This is a genomic window from Streptomyces sp. NPDC055254 (assembly GCF_053606025.1).
This window is the reverse complement of record NZ_JBSGQV010000006.1, coordinates 44,610-63,909: the sequence shown is the minus strand read 5'-3', so window position 1 is coordinate 63,909 and position 19,300 is coordinate 44,610. Positions and strand designations below refer to the sequence as shown.

The window sequence follows — 19,300 nt, the reverse complement described above, 5'->3', positions numbered from 1 at the left end:
CGGTCACAGGGGCCAATCCACAGGCTGCCGGGCCGGTCAATTCCGATCGCCTCCCGCCGCCTCCGGGCCTTCGCCGCCCGCCTTCGCCGCCTTCGCCACCTTGGCGGCGGCCTTCATCTCCTGCTTGTGCGCCCGCACCTTGGCCAGGGACTCCGGGCCGGTGATGTCCGCCGCCGAGCGGTAGACGTTCGCCGGCCCGTACCCGCCCGCGGCCTCCCGCCAGCCTTTCGGGCGCACTCCGAACCGCTTGCCCAGCAACGCGAGGAAGATCTGCGCCTTCTGCTCCCCGAAGCCCGGCAGCGCCTTGAGCCGTTCGAGCAGTTCCGCCCCCGTCCGCGCGTCCGCCCAGACCGCCGCGGCGTCCCCGTCGTAGTGCTCCACCAGGTACGCGCACAGCTGCTGCACCCGCTTCGCCATCGAGCCCGGGTAGCGGTGCACCGCCGGCTTCTCGGAGAGCAGGGCGGCGAAGGCCTCCGGGTCGTAGGCGGCGACGGCGTGCGCGTCCAGGTCGTCGCCACCGAGCCGCCGGGCGATCGTCCAGGGCCCCGAGAACGCCCACTCCATCGGCACCTGCTGGTCCAGCAGCATGCCCACGAGCGCCGCGAGCGGGCTCCTGCCGAGAAGGGCGTCCGCTTCCGGCTGCTGCGCCAGCCTGATGGTGACGCCGGTCTTGTCGTCCATGCCTCCAGCGTCCCCCGGGGGTGCCCCGCGCGCGCGGTTGGCGCGCGGTTGTCAGAGGCCGCGCCTAGCGTGAGGAGGTACGGCTGGAACAGGCATGCGCACACGACAACGACACAGGAGTCGATCGATCATGGCTGAGTTCTCGGAAGGCGCCCCGTGCTGGGTGGACGCGATGTTCACCGACGTGGAGGGCGCCAAGACGTTCTACGCGGACGTGCTGGGTTGGACCTTCGGCGAGGAGAGCAGCGAGTACGGCAACTACACGCAGGCCTACTCGGACGGCAAGGCCGTCGCGGCCGTCGTCCCGCCGATGCCGGGGGTCGACGCGCCCTCCCAGTGGTGCCTGTACTTCGCCTCGTCCGACGTGACGGCCACCGCGGAGAAGATCGAGGCGGCCGGCGGCGAGCTGCTCATGGGGCCGATGCAGGTCGGCAGCTTCGGTTCGATGCTGCTCGGCAAGGAGCCCGGCGGCGCGGTCTTCGGGGTCTGGCAGCCGGGTGACCACAAGGGCTTCGAGAAGATGGGCGAGTCCGGGGCGTACGCCTGGGCCGAGGTCTTCAGCAGGGAGCCGGACAAGCCGGACGCGTTCCTGGCGGAGGTCTTCCCGTACGGCACCCAGCAGATGGACGCGGGCGACGACCCCGCGGCCGCCGACATGGACTTCAAGGTCTTCACCCTGGGAGGCGGGGAGAATCCGGTGCTCGGCCGGATGAAGATGGGCGACGACTTCCCGCCCGAGGTGCCGTCGTACATCCAGGTCTACTTCGCCGTCCCGGACTGCGACGAGGCGGTCGCGAAGACGCGCAAGCACGGCGGGAAGCTGCACATCGGCCCGATGGACAGCCCGTTCGGACGCTTCGCGGGGGTGACGGACCCGCAGGGGGCGGCCTTCGCGGTGATCGACCTGACGACGACGGTCGGGGAGATGCCGCGATTCGGCTGAGCCCGCAGGACGTGCCCGTGCCCCTGCCGGTGGTTCACGGCAGGGGCACGGGGGTGCGGGGCGCCACGGCGCAGCGGTGCACGACGAGCGGTACGGGCCTGCGACGGGCGTACGAGGGACAGTGTCCCCGGCCCCGGCCGGGGTCCCGCCAGAGTCCGGCGGCGACGATCACCCGAATGCCGGATCGTGTTCACCGCAGAATCGATCAGCCGACGGCCGGCCGGCCGGCGCCGGAGCAGTCGCCGCAGGACCGGGTCGGCAGGGGAAGCGCACATCCGCGTGTGGTGCGGCCGAGGGCGGGACGCGGTCGATATGTTGGGCGGGTGCACCGCCTTCTCCGATGGCCCCGCCGATCCGACCACACGCAGACGGCATCGCGGTCCGACCACGCGGGAGCCGTCTACGGGTCGCTCCTCGCGGCTTCGGTGATCGCCACGGCCGGTTCGGTCGGTGACTTCCCGCGGGTCGAGCTCATCGTGATGCTCCTGGTGACCGGCGTTGTCTTCTGGGCGGCCCATGTCTACGCGAGCCTCGCCGGCGAACGACTGGTCGGCAGGCCCGTCGGATGGGCCGAGGTCCGACGGGCCGGACGGAGCGAGTTGCCCATCATCGAGGCGGCCGTGCTGCCGGCGGCGGCCCTGGTGGTGAGCCCACTCCTCGGGCTGGGGCCGAGCGGCGCGGCGTGGCTCGCCCTGTCGGTCGCGGGAGCGCAGCAGTTCTCCTGGGCCCTGTTCGGGGCCCTGAACGCGGGTGCGTCCCGTACCCAGGCGATCATCGAGGGTGTGGTCAACCTGGTGTTCGTGCTGCTCATCGTGGTGGCGAAGGCAGCCATCGGGCACTGACCCGGACCGGAAGACGGGCGGACCGGAAGACGGGGAATGCGGCGGGCCATCGCGGGTCAGGCGGTGGTGGCGGGGCGTGGGGAGCCGTGGAAGACCTGGCTGGTGTGCCAGGAGCGGTGGGTCGCCGCGACGGGGTGGACGCCCGCTTGCGGGCCGATGAGCGGTCGGCCGGCGAGCGCCGTGACGTATTCGCGGGCGGCGGGGCCGCGCCCGACGAAGCGCTGCGAGACCAGAATGCGGTGTCCGTCGCCGACGCCGAGGACGCCCTTGTCGAAGAGCCTGTGGTGCAGCGAGCAGAGGCACAGCCCGTTGTCGACGACGTCAGGGCCCCCGAACGCCCACCACCGCACGTGGGCGGCCTCCAGCCCGACCGCCACCGCGCCGAGCCTGCCGTCGTAGCCGCAGAAGGCGCACTGGTACTCGTACGCCGCGAGTACCAGCTCCCGCATGCGCCGGTCACGCTGCCTCCGCACCGTCGAGACCTGCCCGGTCTCTGCCGGCTCCAGTTCCAGGCCGACGGCTCCGCAGAGTTCGTCGTGGAGTGAGGGAGGGAAGTTCAGGTCGAGCAGTGTCCGCGCCATCCGGCCGAGCAGCGACGGCTCCCGCCGCAGCGCCGCTCGCAATTCCGGCGCCAGCCGCCCCGCTGCTCCCGATGCCCGCAGTTCCCGCACTCCGCTGCCCGGGCTGCCCCGTCCGCTGTCGGTGCGCACTTCCCACACTTCATCGCTCACCAGGTGGTGGAACGGGTACGCGGGGGTGGTCTTGTGGGGCGGACCGTACTCGGACAGCAGCCGCTTCAGGTCTTCCTCCACGGCGCTGTACCGCAGCTCGCCGTGGGCATCCTGCTGGAACCGGCTGAGTGCGTAGAGGAACAGCAGCGGCTTGTGCGGAGCGCGCGTCCCGCTCCTCGTCCACTGCCTCAGCTTCGCGGTGCGCTCCAGCCAGTCCATGACCGGTGATCGTAGTGGCGCCCCGTCGAACACGGATCCGTACATGCGAAGGCGCTGGAACGCAGGACCACGGAACGCAGAAGGCCCCGGCCGGTTTCCCGGTCGGGGCCTTCAAGTGCCCGGTGAGGCACTGGCGGAGGATACGAGATTCGAACTCGTGAGGGGTTGCCCCCAACACGCTTTCCAAGCGTGCGCCCTAGGCCACTAGGCGAATCCTCCGCCGCAAACAATACAAGACGTTGAGGGGTGCTCGCGAACGTGATCGTCGGGCGGTGCCCAGGTCGGGGTCCGGGCGGTCCGCGGGAGGGGGTCCCCTGGAGGTGGGGTGGGGGTCCGGTTCGATTCCGGGGGCTTCCATCCGCTAGGGTGGGGCCAGCCCCTCACGTGGCGCTATCTCACCCAACTCCCCCAGGGCCGGAAGGCAGCAAGGGTAAGTGGGCTCTGGCGGGTGCGTGGGGGGCGCTTTGCGTTCCGGGCCGGGGCCCGCGGGCGCCGGCGGGCCGCTGATGTCGGTGGGCCCGGATAACCTCGTATACGTGTCGTCCCTTGCGCTGTACCGCCGCTACCGCCCCGAGTCGTTCGCCGAGGTCATCGGGCAGGAGCATGTCACTGCCCCGCTGATGCAGGCCCTGCGCAACAACCGGGTCAATCACGCGTACCTGTTCAGCGGGCCGCGCGGATGCGGGAAGACCACCAGCGCGCGCATCCTGGCCCGCTGCCTGAACTGTGAGCAGGGTCCCACTCCGACGCCCTGCGGCGAGTGCCAGTCCTGCCGCGACCTGGCCAGGAACGGGCCGGGCTCGATCGACGTCATCGAGATCGACGCCGCCTCGCACGGTGGTGTGGACGACGCCCGTGACCTGCGGGAGAAGGCCTTCTTCGGGCCGGCCTCCAGCCGCTACAAGATCTACATCATCGACGAGGCCCACATGGTCACCTCGGCGGGCTTCAACGCCCTGCTGAAGGTGGTCGAGGAGCCGCCGGAGCACCTCAAGTTCATCTTCGCCACCACGGAGCCGGAGAAGGTGATCGGCACCATCCGCTCCCGCACCCACCACTACCCCTTCCGGCTGGTGCCGCCCGGCACCCTGCGCGAGTACCTCGGCGAGGTCTGCGGCCGCGAGGGCGCCAGGGTGGAGGACGGCGTGCTGCCGCTCGTCGTGCGCGCCGGGGCCGGCTCCGTGCGTGACTCCATGTCCGTCATGGACCAGCTGCTCGCCGGCGCCGCCGACGACGGTGTGACGTATGCCATGGCCACCTCGCTGCTCGGCTACACCGACGGCTCGCTGCTCGACTCCGTCGTCGACGCCTTCGCCGCCGGGGACGGCGCCGCCGCCTTCGAGATCGTCGACCGCGTGGTCGAGGGCGGCAACGACCCCCGCCGCTTCGTGGCCGACCTGTTGGAGCGGCTGCGGGACCTGGTCATCCTGGCCGCCGTGCCCGACGCCGGGGAGAAGGGGCTGATCGACGCCCCCGCCGACGTCGTGGAGCGGATGCAGGCCCAGGCGTCCGTGTTCGGGGCCGCCGAGCTGTCGCGCGCCGCCGACCTGGTCAACACCGGGCTCACCGAGATGCGGGGCGCGACCTCGCCGAGGTTGCAGCTGGAGCTGATCTGCGCCCGCGTGCTGCTGCCGGCCGCCTTCGACGACGAACGGTCCTTCCAGGCCCGGCTCGACCGGCTGGAGCGGAGCGGGGTGGCGGGGCGGGCCCCGGCCGCCGCGCCGGTCATGGGGTACGTACCCGGTCCGGAGGCGCACGGCATGGCGCCCGCCGGCCCGGGCGGGGGCATGGCCGCCGCGCGCGCGGCCGTACGGGCTCCCGAGCCGGAGGCCGCCCCGCAGCCGGTCCGGGCCGCGGTGCCGGAGCCGGCCGCTCCGGCCGCCGCTCCCGTGGCGGCCGAGCCCGCCGCCCGAACCGCTCCGCCCGCCGCGCAGCCCGCCCCCCAGGCCCCCCAGACCCCGCCCGCCGCACAGTCCCCGGCACCCGGCGCCTGGCCCGGAGCCGCCCAGCCCGGCGGCGGGGCCGCGGGCGCCCTGCCCGGTGCCGCCGCCGCGTCAACCGCACCCCCCGCCGCCGCAGCCCCCGCACCGGCCCCCGCCGGTCCGGCCGCCGGCGCCTGGCCCAGCGCTACGGCGCCCGGCCAGGGCGTCCCGGCGTCCGCCGCCCCGGCGCCCGCCCCCGCCTCGGCTCCGCCCGCCGCCGCCCCGGCCGCGCCCTCGCCGGGCATGGCCGCGGGCGCCGGGCAGGTGCAGGCGATGTGGCCCGCGGTCCTGGAGGCGGTCAAGAACCGCCGCCGCTTCACCTGGATCCTGCTCAGCCAGAACGCCCAGGTCACGGGCTTCGACGGCACCACCCTCCAGCTCGGCTTCCCCAACGTCGGCGCGCGCGACAACTTCGCGAGCAGCGGCAGCGAGGACGTGTTGAAGGCGGTCCTGGCCGAGCAGTTCCAGGTCAACTGGAAGATCGACGCCGTGATCGGTGGCGGGAGCGGCGCGCCGGCCCCGCTCCAGCACTCCTCGTACGCGGCCCCGCCCGCGCCCGCCCACAACCCGCCGCCCCCGGCGCCCGCCCCGCAGTACCAGTCGCAGCAGTCCCAGCAGTCGGCTCCCGCCCCGCAGCCTCCCGTACAGCAGGCGCCCCCGCCGGTCGCGCCCGAGGACGACGTGCCGCAGGAGGACGATCCCGACCTGGTCGACAGCGCCCTGACCGGACACGAACTCATCGTGCGCGAGCTCGGTGCCACGGTTGTGGAGGAATATACGAATGAGTAGGCGCCGGTAGTTGGGTGGCCGCACGAAGGCGTTCCCGCGGCGCGGGCTAGGCTGAGCAGCGTGAAGGTCCTCGTCATCGGCGGCGGCGCCCGCGAACACGCCCTGTGCCGCTCTCTGTCCCTCGACCCCGACGTCTCCGCGCTGTACTGCGCTCCCGGCAACGCCGGTATCGCCGAGGTGGCGGAGCTCCGGCCGGTCGACCCCCTCGACGGCGGGGCCGTCGCGGCCCTCGCCACCTCACTCGGCGCCGGCCTGGTCGTCGTCGGCCCGGAGGCCCCGCTCGTCGCGGGTGTCGCCGATGCCGTCCGCGCGGCCGGCATCCCCGTCTTCGGCCCGTCCGCCGAGGCGGCGCAGCTCGAAGGCTCCAAGGCCTTCGCCAAGGACGTGATGGCCGCGGCCGGGGTCCCGACCGCGCGCAGCTACGTCTGTGCCACCCCGGAAGAGGTGGACGCCGCCCTCGACGCCTTCGGTGCCCCGTACGTGGTCAAGGACGACGGCCTCGCCGCCGGCAAGGGCGTCGTGGTCACCGAGGACCGGGCCGCCGCCCGCGCCCACGCGCTCGGCTGCGACCGCGTGGTCATCGAGGAGTACCTCGACGGCCCCGAGGTGTCCCTCTTCGCCATCACCGACGGCGTCACCGTGCTGCCGCTCCAGCCCGCCCAGGACTTCAAGCGGGCCCTGGACGGCGACGAGGGCCCCAACACCGGCGGCATGGGCGCGTACTCCCCGCTCCCGTGGGCCGACCCGAAGCTGGTCGACGAGGTCATGGAGCTGGTGCTCCAGCCGACCGTCGACGAACTCCGCCACCGGGGCACCCCGTTCTCCGGTCTGCTCTACGCCGGCCTCGCGATCACTGGCCGCGGTACCCGGGTCATCGAATTCAACGCCCGCTTCGGCGACCCGGAGACCCAGGTGGTCCTGGCCCGGCTGCGCACCCCGCTCGCGGGCGTGCTGCTGAACGCCGCCAACGGCACCCTGGACGCCCTGCCGCCGCTCAGCTGGCGCGAGGACGCGGCCGTCACCGTGGTCATCGCCTCGCACAACTACCCCGAGACCCCGCGCACCGGGGACCCGATCGAGGGCCTGGCCGAAATCGCCGCCGAGGACGCGCCCGACGCGTACGTCCTGCACGCGGGGACGCGGCGCGAGGGCGACGCCGTCGTCAGCGCTGGGGGCCGCGTGCTGTCGGTGACGGCGACCGGTTCCGATCTGGCGCAGGCCCGCGCGAGGGCGTACAAGGCGGTCGCGCGCATCCGCCTCGACGGCTCCCAGCACCGCACGGACATCGCGGCGAAGGCGGCCGAGGGGCGCTGAAACGCGGTTCGGCAGGTCCGCGGGCCCGGTGCGCACGAGGTGCGCCCGGGCCCGCGGGCGTGTCCGGGCGCGGGGGCGGGCGAGTGCATCCGGCCGCGTTCGAACGCACCCACCTTTACCCAAAGCCATTCCATCGGGTGATCGTCGCCCGGTCCGCCTGACGTCCGGGCGTGCCCCAACTAGGGTGCGGCGCAAGCATTCCGGCACTTGGCCCACCGGCATTGCGATGTCAGTGGCGGGTGTCACAGTGGGGGAGTGAGCAAAGCCGCCGCAGGGCAGAGGGGGTGAGGTCCGGCCGTGTCCGGAACCGGTTCGATCATGGAAGTGGGCGTGCCGTCCGCACGTTCCCGCGCCTTGGCCGTGCTGCGCGTGCGCAGCAGGGCCTTGGCCGTCGCACTGCTGCCCGCCGCCCTCGCGGTGGTGCTGGTGGCCGCCCGGGCGACGGACCGGTTGGCCGGTGACCCCTGGCCCACGGTGACGCTCGTGGTCTGCGCGGTCGCCGCGCTCGTGCTGCTCGTCGGCGGGGTCTTCGCCGCCGTGGTGCTGCGGGCGAGCCCCGCCGTGACACCGACGGTGCCGCTGTCGGAGGCCGCCGCTCCCGATCTCTACCGCCTGGTGCGGGACCTGGCCGACCGCATGGACGTGCCCGCGCCGTCCGCGATAGCCCTCACGCCGGACTGCGACAGCTGGCTGGAGGACCGCACGCACACGGCCCACCGGCGAGCCGCGATATCCACCGGCCCGGAGTCCGAGCCGGGAGCCGCTCCCGTGCTGGTGATCGGATCGCCGTTCCTGTGGTGGATGCGGGTGGCGGAGCTGCGGGCGGTCCTCGCGCCGGTCGTCGCCGGTACGGGCCCTTCCGCCCATCCGGACATAGCCGACGCGCGCGGCTTCGTACGTGGCCTGGACGCCGCCGTGGACGTGGGCGGACGCCGCGGCCTGGGCTGGATCGCCGGGACGGCGCGGCTGCTGCTGCGGCTGTGCCGGGTGGACGCCGCCGAGATGGAGCGAGGGGTGGCCGCGGCCGCCTCGGACCGTGCACAGGGTGTGGACTACGGGCTGCGCATCGTCGCCCAGGAGCAGGTCGGGCTCGCGTACGCGGGCTGGGACCGGCTGCTGACCCGGGTCGCGCTGCCCGCCTGGCGGATGGGCCGCTGGCCGGCCCGCCTCGATGCCGGGGTGGTGTCCGCGCTGACCGAGCTGTCCCGGCGCGACCGGTTGGCCGAGGGGTTCACGCCGAGGCTCGGCGAGCGCCCCGCGTGCGACCTGCTGGAGCGGCCGGGTGCGATCGACGAGGCCGCCTCGCTGTTGGCGGCGCGGCTGTTCCACGGCGGTCCGGCCGAGACCGGACCGGACTGGTCGCCGGTGGACTGGGACGCGTACCCGGAGGAGGTCGTGGACCGCAAGTGGCGTACGGAGGCGGCCCGCCTCCAGGCCGCCCTGGACGCCCTCGCCGTCTCCCCGGATTCCCCGGATTCCCCGGGTTCCCCGACGAGGACACCCTCGACACCGCCGCGTGAAGGCCTTGTGGCCCCCGCGGCCACGGCCGCCTCGGCCGTCCTGCCGGATCGTGCCGCACCGGCGGCGACGGCCTCGGGCGGCGCGACGGCCGCGACGACTTCGGTCGCTCCGTCGACCACGGCCGCCTCGCCGGCTACGGCAGCCCTGGTCGGCTCAGGGGCCGCTACGGGTACGACAGGAACGAGCGGCCCGATGGCCGGGTCGGCGGGGTCTGCCGGGCCGGGCACGAGCGGCCGGATGGCCGGGTCGGCGGTCTCCGGATCCGCGGCCAGGGGTGCGCAGGCCGCGGTGGGCGGGCTGGGGGCGGCGGCGCTCGCCGGCCGCGCCGCACAGCGGGACCCGGCGGGCTCCGCCGGTCCGGCGGGCAGCGGAGCGGCCCGGGCGCCGGGGTACGACGTCGAAAAGGCAGGACGGGACCCGGCTGGGGAGGCGCACGGCTCGGACGGCTTCGCAGGGCCGACGCTGGAGCGGGTGCTGGGCTACCTCACCGATCCCTCCGGCACCGGTACGGCCGGCGAGTCGCTCGCCGGACGACTCAGCGGCGACGTGGCCCGCGAGGAGCGGGCCGGTGGCACGGCCGCCGGGGCCGGAAAGGCGCGCGGCGCGGACGCCGTGCCCCTGTTCCCGCTCCAGCCGCCGCGCAGCGGGCGGGACCTGCTGGCCGATCACGTGACGGCGATGGTGTGCTGCGCGGCCGTGGACTCGGCCGGCGCCGCCCCGGGCCTGGACTGGCTCGACGGGCCGGTCCTCCTGGTCGGGGGCGAGCGTCGCTCGGACCTGGCGTCGCACGTGCTGTGCCTGGTGGAGGACGGCGACCCCGCGCCGCTGCGGGACTGGCTCGCGGAAATCGGCGTCCGCCCGGAAAAGCCGGTCCGGCTGGCCTGACCCGCCCGGCCCCGGCCCGTACCGGGCCATGCGGCGAGTCAGGGCGGCGGACTCCTCGCCGGCCCGGGCTCTCCTGCTCCCGCGCCTCCGCCCGCCGGGCGCCCTGCCCGGGGCACACCGTGCCGGTGGGCTCAGCTCCGGGCCCCGGCCCTTCCGGGCCCCGGCCCTTCCGGGCCCCGGCCCTCCGGGCCTCCGTCCCCCCGGCCTCCGGAGGGGTGGGGTTCGTGCGGGGGAGGGGGTGGGGATGTTCCGGTCACGTCAATTCGCGACGAACGGTGACGGACTGCGTGCGTTATGTGATGTGCTGGGACCGGTCGCGGTCCGGTGGCCGGGAGAGTGCACCGGCGCGGAATTGTCCGTTCGGGGGAGCGAGGGAGGGGAGCCGTCATGGGTGCGGACCAGATCCGGCGTTGGGAGTCAGGGGCGCTCGCGCACGCGGTGACCGACCCGTTCGGGCAGGGCCCCCTGCCCTGGTTCCGGGGCAGCGAGCTCTACTTCGACGACACCGGCCAGGTCGTCCCCTGGTACGTGGATCCGGCGGCCGCGGCGGCGGGCTCCGACCGGATCCCCCGCGCCCGGACCGACGGGGGCAACGGCGGCCCCCGTACCGCCGACGACGTGCACCGCCAGATCAAGGGCTTCACCTCCACCGGCGCCGTCACCCCCGGCGAGGCCATCGACTTCCACATCACCGTCGACCCGCCCCAGCAGTTCTCCGTCGACGTCTACCGGATCGGCCACTACGGCGGCGACGGAGCCTCCAAGATCACCACCAGCCCCCGCCTGTCCGGCATCGTCCAGCCGCCCCCCCTCACCGCCGACCGCACCGTCTCCTGCCACCACTGGTGGATGTCCTGGCGCCTCCAGGTCCCGTCGTACTGGAGCGTCGGCGCGTACGTGGCCGTCCTCACCACCGCCGACGGCTACCGCTCCCACATCCCCTTCACGGTCCGCGACGACCACCCCGCCGACCTCCTGCTCCTGCTCCCCGACCTCACCTGGCAGGCCTACAACCTCTACCCCGAGGACGGCCGCACCGGCGCCAGCCTCTACCACGCGTGGGACGAGCAGGGCCGGCTGCTCGGCGAGCAGGACGCGGCCATCACCGTCTCCTTCGACCGCCCCTACGCCGGCGCCGGCCTGCCCCTGCACGTCGGCCACGCCTACGACTTCATCCGCTGGGCCGAGCGCTACGGCTACGACCTCGCCTACGCCGACACCCGCGACCTGCACGCCGGCCGCGTCGACCCCACCCGCTACCGGGGCCTGGTCTTCCCCGGCCACGACGAGTACTGGTCGGCCCCCATGCGCCGCACCGTCGAGCGCGCCCGCGGCCACGGCACCTCGCTCGTCTTCCTCTCCGCCAACACCATGTACTGGCAGGTCGAACTCTCCCCGTCGCCCTCCGGGACCGACGACCGGCTCTTGACCTGCCGAAAACGCCGCGGTCCGGGCCGCCCCAGCCTGTGGCGCGAGGTCGACCGCCCCGAGCAGCAGCTGCTCGGCATCCAGTACGCGGGACGGGTCCCCGAACCGGCTCCCCTGATCGTGCGCAATGCCACGCACTGGTTGTGGGACTCCACCGGCGCCGGCGAGAACGACGAACTCCCCGGCCTGGTCGCGGGCGAGGCCGACCGGTACTTCCCCCGCACCCAGCTGCCCGAGCACCAGGACCGCATCCTGCTCGCGCACAGCCCGTACGCCGACAGCGAGGGCCACCGCCGGCACCAGGAGACCTCCCTCTACCGGGCCCCCAGCGGCGCCCTCGTGTTCGCCTCCGGCACCTTCGCCTGGTCCCCCGCCCTCGACCGCCCCGGCCACGTCGACGAGCGGGTCCAGCGGGCCACCGCCAATCTCCTCGACCGGATCTGCAAGCGCGACTGACGCACCCCTGGCCACGAGCGGGTCCGGCGGTGCGCGAGAATCGGAGTGCGCTCAGTCGGAACCACAGGGAGAGACCGTGTCCGGATTCGTAGAAAAGCCCGAGCCGGTCCAGGTGCCGGGCCTCGTCCACCTCCACACCGGCAAGGTGCGCGAGCTCTACCGGGACCAGGACGGCAATCTGGTCATGGTCGCCAGCGACCGGATCTCCGCCTACGACTGGGTGCTCCCCACCGAGATCCCGGACAAGGGCCGCGTCCTGACGCAGCTGTCCCTCTGGTGGTTCGACCAGCTCGCGGACCTGGTCCCGAACCACGTCCTCTCCACCGACCTGCCCGCCGGCGCCCCCGCCGACTGGGCGGGCCGCACGCTGGTCTGCCGCAACCTCGACATGGTCCCGGTGGAGTGCGTGGCCCGCGGCTACCTCACCGGTTCCGGCCTCGCCGAGTACGAGCTCACCCGTACCGTCTGCGGACTGGCCCTCCCCGAGGGGCTCGTGGACGGCTCCGAGCTGCCCGCCCCGATCTTCACCCCGGCCGCCAAGGCGGAGGTCGGCGAGCACGACGAGAACGTCTCCTACGAGGAGGTCGCCCGCACCGCCGGCGCCGAGACGGCGGCGCTGCTGCGCCAGACCACCCTGGCCGTCTACGCGCGGGCCCGCGACATCGCCCGCGAGCGCGGACTGATCCTCGCGGACACCAAGTTCGAGTTCGGCTTCGACCCCGAGAGCGGTGTCCTGATCGCCGCCGACGAGGTCCTGACCCCGGACTCCTCCCGCTTCTGGCCGGCCGACCAGTGGGAGCCGGGCCGCGCGCAGCCGTCCTTCGACAAGCAGTTCGTCCGCGACTGGCTGACCTCCCCGGCCTCCGGCTGGGACCGCAAGGGCGAACTCCCGCCGCCCGCGCTGCCGCGCGAGGTCGTCGAGCAGACCCGCGCCAAGTACGTCGAGGCGTACGAGCGGCTCACCGGCCAGACCTGGACGGCGACGACCGGCATCGCCGACGGCACCGGCGCCCCCGGCACCAGCGCCCCCGGCACCGGCGCCACGGAGGCCTGAGACACGAAGAAGGCCCCGGTCGCAAGGACCGGGGCCTTCTTCATACGGAGCGGACAACGCGACTCGAACGCGCGACATCCACCTTGGCAAGGTGGTGCTCTACCAACTGAGCTATGTCCGCATGCGCCGTAACGCGAGACCTACTATACCCAACCCCGCTGCCGTGCGAGACGCACTGCCGTGTGGCGGTTCTCGGCCCCCAGCTTCGTCGCCGCCGAGGAGAGGTAGTTCCGTACCGTGCCCTGCGACAGCGAGGCCCGCTCCGCGATCTCCGCGACCGGGGCGCCGTCCGCAGCGAGTTCCAGCACCTCCGCCTCACGGGCCGTCAGCGGCGAGTCCCCCGCGCTGATCGCGTCGGCCGCCAACTCCGGGTCGACGTAACGTCCTCCGGCGTGCACGGTCCGGATCAGCTCGGCCAGCCGCTGCGCGGAGACAGTCTTGGGTGCGAAGGCCCGCACCCCCGCGGCCAGGGCCCGCTTCAGGTGCCCGGGGCGGCCGTGGCTCGTCACGATCATTATCCGGCAGCCGGGGAGTTCGGCCCGCAGCGATGTGGCGACGCTCACACCGTCGGCCCCCGGCATTTGCAGGTCCAGTACCGCCACGTCCGGCCGGTGCGCCCGCGCCATGGCCAGGGCCTCCGGCCCCGAGGCGGCCTCGGCGACCACCAGCAGGTCGTCCTCCAGGCCGAGCAGTGCGGCCAGCGCACCGCGGATCAGGTGCTCGTCATCGGCGAGCAGTACGCGTACGGGGCTCACGCCCGCACCTCCAGTCGTCGCAGTTGTGCGCCCGGTATGTCGGCGCGCAGCCGGAACCGGCCGCCGTCCACCGGTCCTGCCCGCAGGGTCCCGTCCAGGGCCGCGAGCCGCTCGCGCAGCCCCACCAGCCCCGAGCCGGGCGGTCCCGCGGGTGTCGCGGGCACCCCGTCGTTCTCCACCACCAGCGTCACGTCACCGGTCTCCGGCGCGGTCAGCCGGATCAGGCATGTCTGCGCGTCCCCGTGCCGCAGGACGTTGGTGGTGGCCTCGCGCACCACCCAGCCGAGCGCCGACTGGACCTCGGACGGCAGCGGACGCGCCGGCGCCTCGAACTCGACCCGGCAGTCCATTCCGGCCGCGCTCAGCACGCCGCGGGCGCCCGCCAGTTCCACCGCGAGGTCCGCCTCCCGGTAGCCGCGCACGACGTCGCGGACCTCCCGCTGGGACTCCCGCGCGATCCGCTGGACCTCGATCATCTGCTCCACCGCCTCGGGCCGTTCGCGCCGGGCCAACTGGACGGCGAGTTCGCTCTTGAGAGCGATCACCGCGAGGTTGCGGCCCATCACGTCGTGCAGGTCGCGGCCGAACCGTAGCCGCTCCTCGGCGACGGCCAGCTGTGCCTGTACTTCGCGGGCCCGGTCGAGCTCGTACACGGTCTTCAGCAGCCAGGAGGAGAAACCGCAGGTCAGGGTGAGGAAGGAGGAGGCCACCAGGACACCGACGGTATAGCCTCCCGCCTCGAAGGCGGTGCCTCCCGTCACCAGGACCGCGGCGACCGCGAGGGCCGTCGCGGCGGGCGGGAGGAGCACCATGTGCCGGACCCGCTCCAGGGCCAGCGCCACCGCTCCGCAGCCGAAGGCCACCGTGTTCACCACGACACCGGGGCCGAACCCGGGGTCCTCCACGACCCCCGCCGAATGCAGGAAGAGGACGAGCAGGCAGCACGCGGCCGTCAGTACCGGCAGCGCCACCATCAGCCGCACGGGCTGCCGCCGGCGCCCGGCCACCCAGTCAAACGCCCGGGAGTACAGCACTCCGGTCAGTGCGAGCAGCGCCAGCAGGAGCGGCGCCAGGGCCGTCGCCACCGCCGCGCCGACCCTCGCCGGAACCACCCCGAACAGCACCGCGAGGGCCTCCAGCGCCACGAACAGGTGGAACGACCAGCGCGTGTACAGCTCGATCTTTCCCGCGCTGCTGCGGTTCCTCCACCAGCCGGTCAGTCTCGACACCGCCCTGCCCCCGTCCCTCTCGCTCAGCGGCGCGGTTCCCGGCGGAACGACCGCTGGACAGCACACGCCGTGATCATGATCCAGGCCGGCGCGCCGAGTGCGCGCACCAGCAGGGTCCCGCCCTCCACGGCGGCGCCGCGCACGGGGCTGTCCTGGATCCAGCCTCGCGGCGGTCCGGCCGGCCCGGCAGTGCGTGCTGTCACGGTCCCCCATGACATGTGTCAGGAGTCCTCGCCCGTCGACCGCGCGGCGGACGCGGGGGGAACACGAAGAAGGCCCCGGTCGCAAGGACCGGGGCCTTCTTCACTGCAGAGCGGACGACGAGACTCGAACTCGCGACATCCACCTTGGCAAGGTGGTGCTCTACCAACTGAGCTACGTCCGCATGCACTGCGCTCGGCAATGCGCTCATCACTCTACCCGATCCACAGGAGTGGCCGGGAAGGTGATGCGGAGCGGGTGACAGGGATCGCACACTGCGCCTTCCTCCTGGAAGGAGGATGTTCTGCTACTGAACTACACCCGCACGACGTCAGGGCTTCGGCCTGCGGCCTCGCCCCTCGGCGTGATCCACACACTAGCGGAACCATGGGGGTGGATGGCAAATCGGCTCTCAGTGAGCGGCGTTGTAGGCCTCGTAGATCTTCTTGGGGATGCGGCCCCGCGGCGGCACCTCGAACTGGTTGGAACGGGCCCAGGCCCGGACGACCGCGGGGTCGGGGGCGATGGACGTGTGCTTGAAGACCTTGCCGGAGCGCGACTTGCGGCGCCCGGCGGCCACGAAGGGGGCCAGTCCCTTCCGCAGTTTCTTTGCGTTGGCGACATTGAGGTCGATCTCGTACGACTTACCGTCCAGAGCGAACACGACCGTCTCCGCCGCTTCTCCGCCATCGATGTCGTCGGAGAGCGTGACTACTACGCGCTGCGCCACGGATATCGGTCCCTTCGTGCGTCATCGGCCCCTGCTGACGTGGGGTGATGTCGCCTGTGTGGATGTTTCGGAGCAATGCATCTTTCTGCCCCCGTTGCGGAGCGAAAAATGCCACCGGCTTCGGGTGATTCCTTTGTACCCCGATTCCCAATGCATTGCGAAGCCCAGTTAATTATCTCCGCGTGTCTCCCCGCAATGCCGGATGAGTGATTTTCCGGCGGATTTTGCGAAGCGTTGGTGAAGCCGAAACGGGGCGGCGATCATGTCCGAAGGATATCTACCCGCGTAGAAATTTTCGCCGGGTACGCTGAGGGAACCGCCTTCGCACCAACCACCACACGGGAGTGCCAGTGGCACGCGTCGTAGTCGACGTCATGCTCAAGCCGGAGATCCTCGACCCTCAGGGCCAGGCGGTGCAGCGTGCACTGCCGCGCCTGGGCTTCGAGGGCATCGCCGACGTCCGCCAGGGGAAGCGTTTCGAACTGGAAGTGGAGGGACCGGTCGACCAGGCCGCCCTCGACAGCATCCACAAGATGGCCGAGACCTTCCTCGCCAACACCGTCATCGAAGACTTCACCGTGAAGGTCGAGGCCTGACGGTGACCACTCGCATCGGAGTCGTCACCTTCCCCGGGACGCTCGACGACCGTGACTCGCTGCGCGCCGTCCGCCTCGCGGGGGCCGAGCCGGTCTCGCTGTGGCACCGCGACAAGGACCTGCACCAGGTCGACGCGGTCGTCCTGGCGGGCGGCTTCTCCTACGGGGACTACCTGCGCGCCGGGGCCATCTCCCGGTTCTCGCCGGTGATGGAGACCGTCATCGAGCAGGCCAAGGGCGGCATGCCCGTCCTCGGCATCTGCAACGGCTTCCAGGTCCTCACCGAGGCCCACCTGCTGCCGGGGGCGATGCTCCGCAACAACCACCTGCACTTCATCTGCCGCGACCAGAAGCTGCGGGTGGAGAACGCGGAGAGCGCGTGGACCGGCGACTACACCGCCGGCCAGGAGATCTCCGTACCGCTCAAGAACATGGACGGCCGCTACACCGCCGACGAGCGCACGCTCGACGAACTGGAGGCCGAAGGCCGAGTGGCCTTCCGGTACGTGGACGTGAACCCCAACGGTTCGCTGCGCGACATCGCCGGCATCACCAACGCCGCGGGCAACGTCGTCGGGCTCATGCCCCACCCCGAGCACGCGGTCGAGCCGCTGGTCGGGACGGGCCGCACCGACGGCCTCCCGTTCTTCACGTCGGTCCTGAAGAAGCTGGTCAGCGCATGAGCCTCGACACCGTCAAGAACGCCACCGAAACCCCCGACGCCTCGCAGCCCTGGAGGGAACTCGGCCTCAAGGAGGACGAGTACGCGCGCATCCGGGAGATCCTGGGCCGCCGTCCCACCGGCGCCGAGCTCGCCATGTACTCGGTCATGTGGTCCGAGCACTGCTCGTACAAGAGCAGCAAGGTCCACCTGCGGCAGTTCGGCGAGAAGGTCCCCCCGAACGACGCCATGCTCGTCGGCATCGGCGAGAACGCCGGTGTCGTCGACGTCGGCCAGGGCTACGCGGTGACCTTCAAGGTCGAGTCGCACAACCACCCCTCGTACATCGAGCCCTACCAGGGCGCGGCCACCGGCATCGGCGGCATCGTGCGCGACATCCTCGCCATGGGTGCCCGTCCGGTCGCGGTCGTCGACCCGCTGCGCTTCGGCGCGGCCGACCACCCCGACACGCGGCGCGTGCTGCCGGGCGTGGTCGCGGGCATCGGCGGCTACGGCAACTGCCTGGGCCTGCCCAACATCGGCGGCGAGGTCGTCTTCGACGCCTGCTACCAGGGCAACCCCCTCGTGAACGCCGGCTGCATCGGTGTCATGAAGCACGAGGACATCCACCTCGCCAAGGCCTCGGGCCCCGGCAACAAGGTGATCCTCTACGGCGCCCGCACGGGCGGCGACGGCATCGGCGGCGTCTCGGTCCTCGCGTCCGAGACCTTCGACGACACGAAGCCCACCAAGCGCCCCGCCGTCCAGGTCGGCGACCCCTTCCAGGAGAAGCTCCTCATCGAGTGCACCCTGGAGATCTTCAAGGAGAAGCTGGTCGCGGGCATCCAGGACCTCGGCGGCGCCGGGCTCTCCTGCGCCACGAGCGAGCTGGCCTCGGCCGGTTCCGGCGGCATGCGCGTCGAGCTGGACACCGTTCCGCTGCGTGACGCGACGCTCTCGCCCGAGGAGATCCTCATGAGCGAGTCGCAGGAGCGCATGTGCGCGATCGTGGAGCCGCAGTACGTCGAGCGCTTCATGGAGATCTGCGAGAAGTGGGACGTCATCGCCACCGTCATCGGTGAGGTGACCGACGGCGAGCGCCTGGAGATCTTCTGGCACGGCGAGCAGATCGTGGACGTGCCCCCGGGCACCGTCGCCCACGAGGGCCCCGTCTACAACCGCCCGTACGCGCGCCCCTCCTGGCAGGACGCGCTGCAGGCCGACGACGCCGGCAAGCTGCCCCGCCCGCAGACCTCCGAGGAGCTGCGCGCGCAGGTCCTGGCCCTGGTCTCGTCGCCGAACCAGGCGTCGAAGTCCTGGGTCACCGACCAGTACGACCGCTTCGTACAGGGCAACACGGTGCTGTCGCAGCCCGAGGACGCGGGCATGGTCCGCATCGACGAGGAGTCCAACCTCGGCGTGGCCATGGCCACCGACGGCAACGGCCGCTTCGCCAAGCTCGACCCGTACGCGGGCGCGCAGCTGGCGCTGGCGGAGGCGTACCGCAACGTCGCCGCGACCGGTGCCAAGCCGCTGGCCATCTCCGACTGCCTGAACTTCGGTTCGCCCGAGGACCCGGACGTCATGTGGCAGTTCGCCGAGGCCACCCGCGGTCTCGCCGACGGCTGCTTCGAGCTGGGCACCCCGGTCACGGGCGGGAACGTCTCGCTCTACAACCAGACCGGCGACATCGCGATCCACCCGACCCCGGTCGTGGCGGTCCTCGGTGTGATCGACGACGTCAACCGCCGTACGCCGATGGCCTTCGCGGAGGCCGGCCAGCTGCTGTACCTGCTGGGCGACACGGCCGAGGAGTTCGGCGGCTCCGCCTGGTCGCAGGTCGTCCACGACCACCTCGGCGGGCTGCCGCCGAAGGTGGACCTGGGCCGCGAGAAGCTGCTCGGCGAGATCCTGATCTCCGCGTCGCGCGACGGCATGATCGACGCCGCGCACGACCTGTCCGACGGCGGCGTGATCCAGGCGCTGACCGAGTCGTGTCTGCGCGGCGGCAACGGTGCGCGGATCGTGGTGCCGGAGGGCCTGGACGCCTTCACGTTCCTGTTCTCCGAGTCCGCGGGCCGCGCCGTCGTGGCCGTCCCGCGCAGTGAGGAGCTCCGCTTCACCGACATGTGCGGTGCGCGGGGCCTGCCGGCCGCCCGCATCGGTGTGGTGGACGGCGAGGAGATCGAGATCCAGGGCGAGTTCACCCTCCCGCTGGCCGAGCTCCGCGAGGCCCACGAGGCGACGATCCCGGCGCTGCTGGCCTGATCGTCCGTTCCGCTC

At 72.6% G+C, this 19,300-nt stretch carries 15 protein-coding genes, 4 tRNA genes, 1 other RNA gene and 1 pseudogene; 11 read left to right on the top strand and 10 right to left on the bottom strand.

Features of this window, described 5'->3' with window-relative positions; all coding sequences use genetic code 11:
- Window positions 1-36: 36 nt before the first annotated feature.
- On the bottom strand, window positions 37-681 hold the full coding sequence (locus ACWFQ8_RS08640) for an HhH-GPD-type base excision DNA repair protein (RefSeq protein WP_453785456.1): 645 nt from the start codon (window positions 679-681) through the stop codon (window positions 37-39).
- A gap of 130 nt (window positions 682-811) precedes the next feature.
- On the opposite strand from ACWFQ8_RS08640, the gene ACWFQ8_RS08635 reads away from it, so the two are divergent.
- Entirely contained in the window at window positions 812-1,624 is an 813-nt protein-coding gene (locus ACWFQ8_RS08635; RefSeq protein WP_453785455.1) for a VOC family protein, read from the top strand.
- A 323-nt stretch (window positions 1,625-1,947) separates the two neighbouring features.
- Window positions 1,948-2,466 (top strand): hypothetical protein, encoded by a 519-nt coding sequence (locus tag ACWFQ8_RS08630; RefSeq protein ID WP_453785454.1) that lies wholly within the window; start codon window positions 1,948-1,950, stop codon window positions 2,464-2,466.
- A gap of 56 nt (window positions 2,467-2,522) precedes the next feature.
- Here ACWFQ8_RS08630 and ACWFQ8_RS08625 read toward each other — a convergent pair whose 3' ends face one another.
- Both ACWFQ8_RS08625 and ACWFQ8_RS08620 read right to left on the bottom strand, forming a co-directional pair.
- Window positions 2,523-3,416, bottom strand: coding sequence for a phosphorothioated DNA-binding restriction endonuclease (locus ACWFQ8_RS08625; RefSeq protein WP_453785453.1), 894 nt, complete (start codon window positions 3,414-3,416; stop codon window positions 2,523-2,525).
- Between the two features lie 131 nt (window positions 3,417-3,547).
- Window positions 3,548-3,635: transfer RNA gene (locus tag ACWFQ8_RS08620), tRNA-Ser, on the bottom strand.
- A gap of 152 nt (window positions 3,636-3,787) precedes the next feature.
- Here ACWFQ8_RS08620 and ffs point away from each other — a divergent pair.
- The 6 genes and pseudogenes from ffs to ACWFQ8_RS08590 all read left to right on the top strand — a co-directional run.
- An RNA gene (ffs, locus tag ACWFQ8_RS08615) (signal recognition particle sRNA small type) lies at window positions 3,788-3,886 on the top strand.
- A gap of 66 nt (window positions 3,887-3,952) precedes the next feature.
- Complete coding sequence (locus ACWFQ8_RS08610; RefSeq protein ID WP_453785452.1) at window positions 3,953-6,187, top strand: DNA polymerase III subunit gamma and tau; 2,235 nt, start codon at window positions 3,953-3,955, stop codon at window positions 6,185-6,187.
- Between the two features lie 60 nt (window positions 6,188-6,247).
- Entirely contained in the window at window positions 6,248-7,501 is a 1,254-nt protein-coding gene (gene purD, locus ACWFQ8_RS08605) for a phosphoribosylamine--glycine ligase (protein ID WP_453785451.1), read from the top strand.
- Between the two features lie 318 nt (window positions 7,502-7,819).
- On the top strand, window positions 7,820-9,907 hold the full coding sequence (locus tag ACWFQ8_RS08600) for a hypothetical protein (RefSeq protein WP_453785662.1): 2,088 nt from the start codon (window positions 7,820-7,822) through the stop codon (window positions 9,905-9,907).
- Between the two features lie 387 nt (window positions 9,908-10,294).
- Window positions 10,295-11,791: a N,N-dimethylformamidase beta subunit family domain-containing protein gene (locus ACWFQ8_RS08595; RefSeq protein ID WP_453785450.1), complete on the top strand. Its 1,497-nt coding sequence runs from the start codon at window positions 10,295-10,297 to the stop codon at window positions 11,789-11,791.
- 76 nt (window positions 11,792-11,867) lie between these two features.
- Window positions 11,868-12,770 (top strand): annotated as a pseudogene (locus ACWFQ8_RS08590) (phosphoribosylaminoimidazolesuccinocarboxamide synthase); the annotation flags it as partial.
- A 123-nt stretch (window positions 12,771-12,893) separates the two neighbouring features.
- Here ACWFQ8_RS08590 and ACWFQ8_RS08585 read toward each other — a convergent pair.
- From ACWFQ8_RS08585 to ACWFQ8_RS08555, 7 genes are all read right to left on the bottom strand, one after another.
- Window positions 12,894-12,966: transfer RNA gene (locus ACWFQ8_RS08585), tRNA-Gly, on the bottom strand.
- Window positions 12,967-12,988: 22 nt separating this feature from the next.
- Complete coding sequence (locus tag ACWFQ8_RS08580; RefSeq protein WP_453785449.1) at window positions 12,989-13,600, bottom strand: response regulator; 612 nt, start codon at window positions 13,598-13,600, stop codon at window positions 12,989-12,991.
- Entirely contained in the window at window positions 13,597-14,829 is a 1,233-nt protein-coding gene (locus tag ACWFQ8_RS08575; RefSeq protein WP_453785448.1) for a sensor histidine kinase, read from the bottom strand. The genes ACWFQ8_RS08580 and ACWFQ8_RS08575 overlap by 4 nt, the downstream gene beginning before the upstream one ends.
- Window positions 14,830-14,852: 23 nt before the next feature.
- Window positions 14,853-15,032, bottom strand: coding sequence for a hypothetical protein (locus tag ACWFQ8_RS08570; protein ID WP_453785447.1), 180 nt, complete (start codon window positions 15,030-15,032; stop codon window positions 14,853-14,855).
- A 109-nt stretch (window positions 15,033-15,141) separates the two neighbouring features.
- A tRNA-Gly gene (locus ACWFQ8_RS08565) sits at window positions 15,142-15,214 on the bottom strand.
- Between the two features lie 69 nt (window positions 15,215-15,283).
- Window positions 15,284-15,355 (bottom strand) — tRNA-Gly (locus tag ACWFQ8_RS08560).
- Window positions 15,356-15,442: 87 nt separating this feature from the next.
- On the bottom strand, window positions 15,443-15,760 hold the full coding sequence (locus tag ACWFQ8_RS08555; protein WP_453785446.1) for a histone-like nucleoid-structuring protein Lsr2: 318 nt from the start codon (window positions 15,758-15,760) through the stop codon (window positions 15,443-15,445).
- Between the two features lie 344 nt (window positions 15,761-16,104).
- On the opposite strand from ACWFQ8_RS08555, the gene purS reads away from it, so the two are divergent.
- Genes purS through purL form a run of 3 tightly spaced genes read left to right on the top strand, consistent with a single transcriptional unit; the run spans window position 16,105 to window position 19,285 of the window.
- Window positions 16,105-16,356, top strand: a complete 252-nt coding sequence (gene purS, locus ACWFQ8_RS08550) for a phosphoribosylformylglycinamidine synthase subunit PurS (protein ID WP_384540562.1) — start codon at window positions 16,105-16,107, stop codon at window positions 16,354-16,356.
- Between the two features lie 2 nt (window positions 16,357-16,358).
- Window positions 16,359-17,039, top strand: coding sequence for a phosphoribosylformylglycinamidine synthase subunit PurQ (purQ, locus tag ACWFQ8_RS08545; protein WP_384540565.1), 681 nt, complete (start codon window positions 16,359-16,361; stop codon window positions 17,037-17,039).
- A complete protein-coding gene (gene purL / locus ACWFQ8_RS08540; RefSeq protein ID WP_453785445.1) occupies window positions 17,036-19,285 on the top strand; it encodes a phosphoribosylformylglycinamidine synthase subunit PurL in 2,250 nt (749 codons plus the stop codon). Before purQ ends, purL begins: the two co-directional genes overlap by 4 nt.
- The last annotated feature ends 15 nt before the right edge of the window (window positions 19,286-19,300 follow it).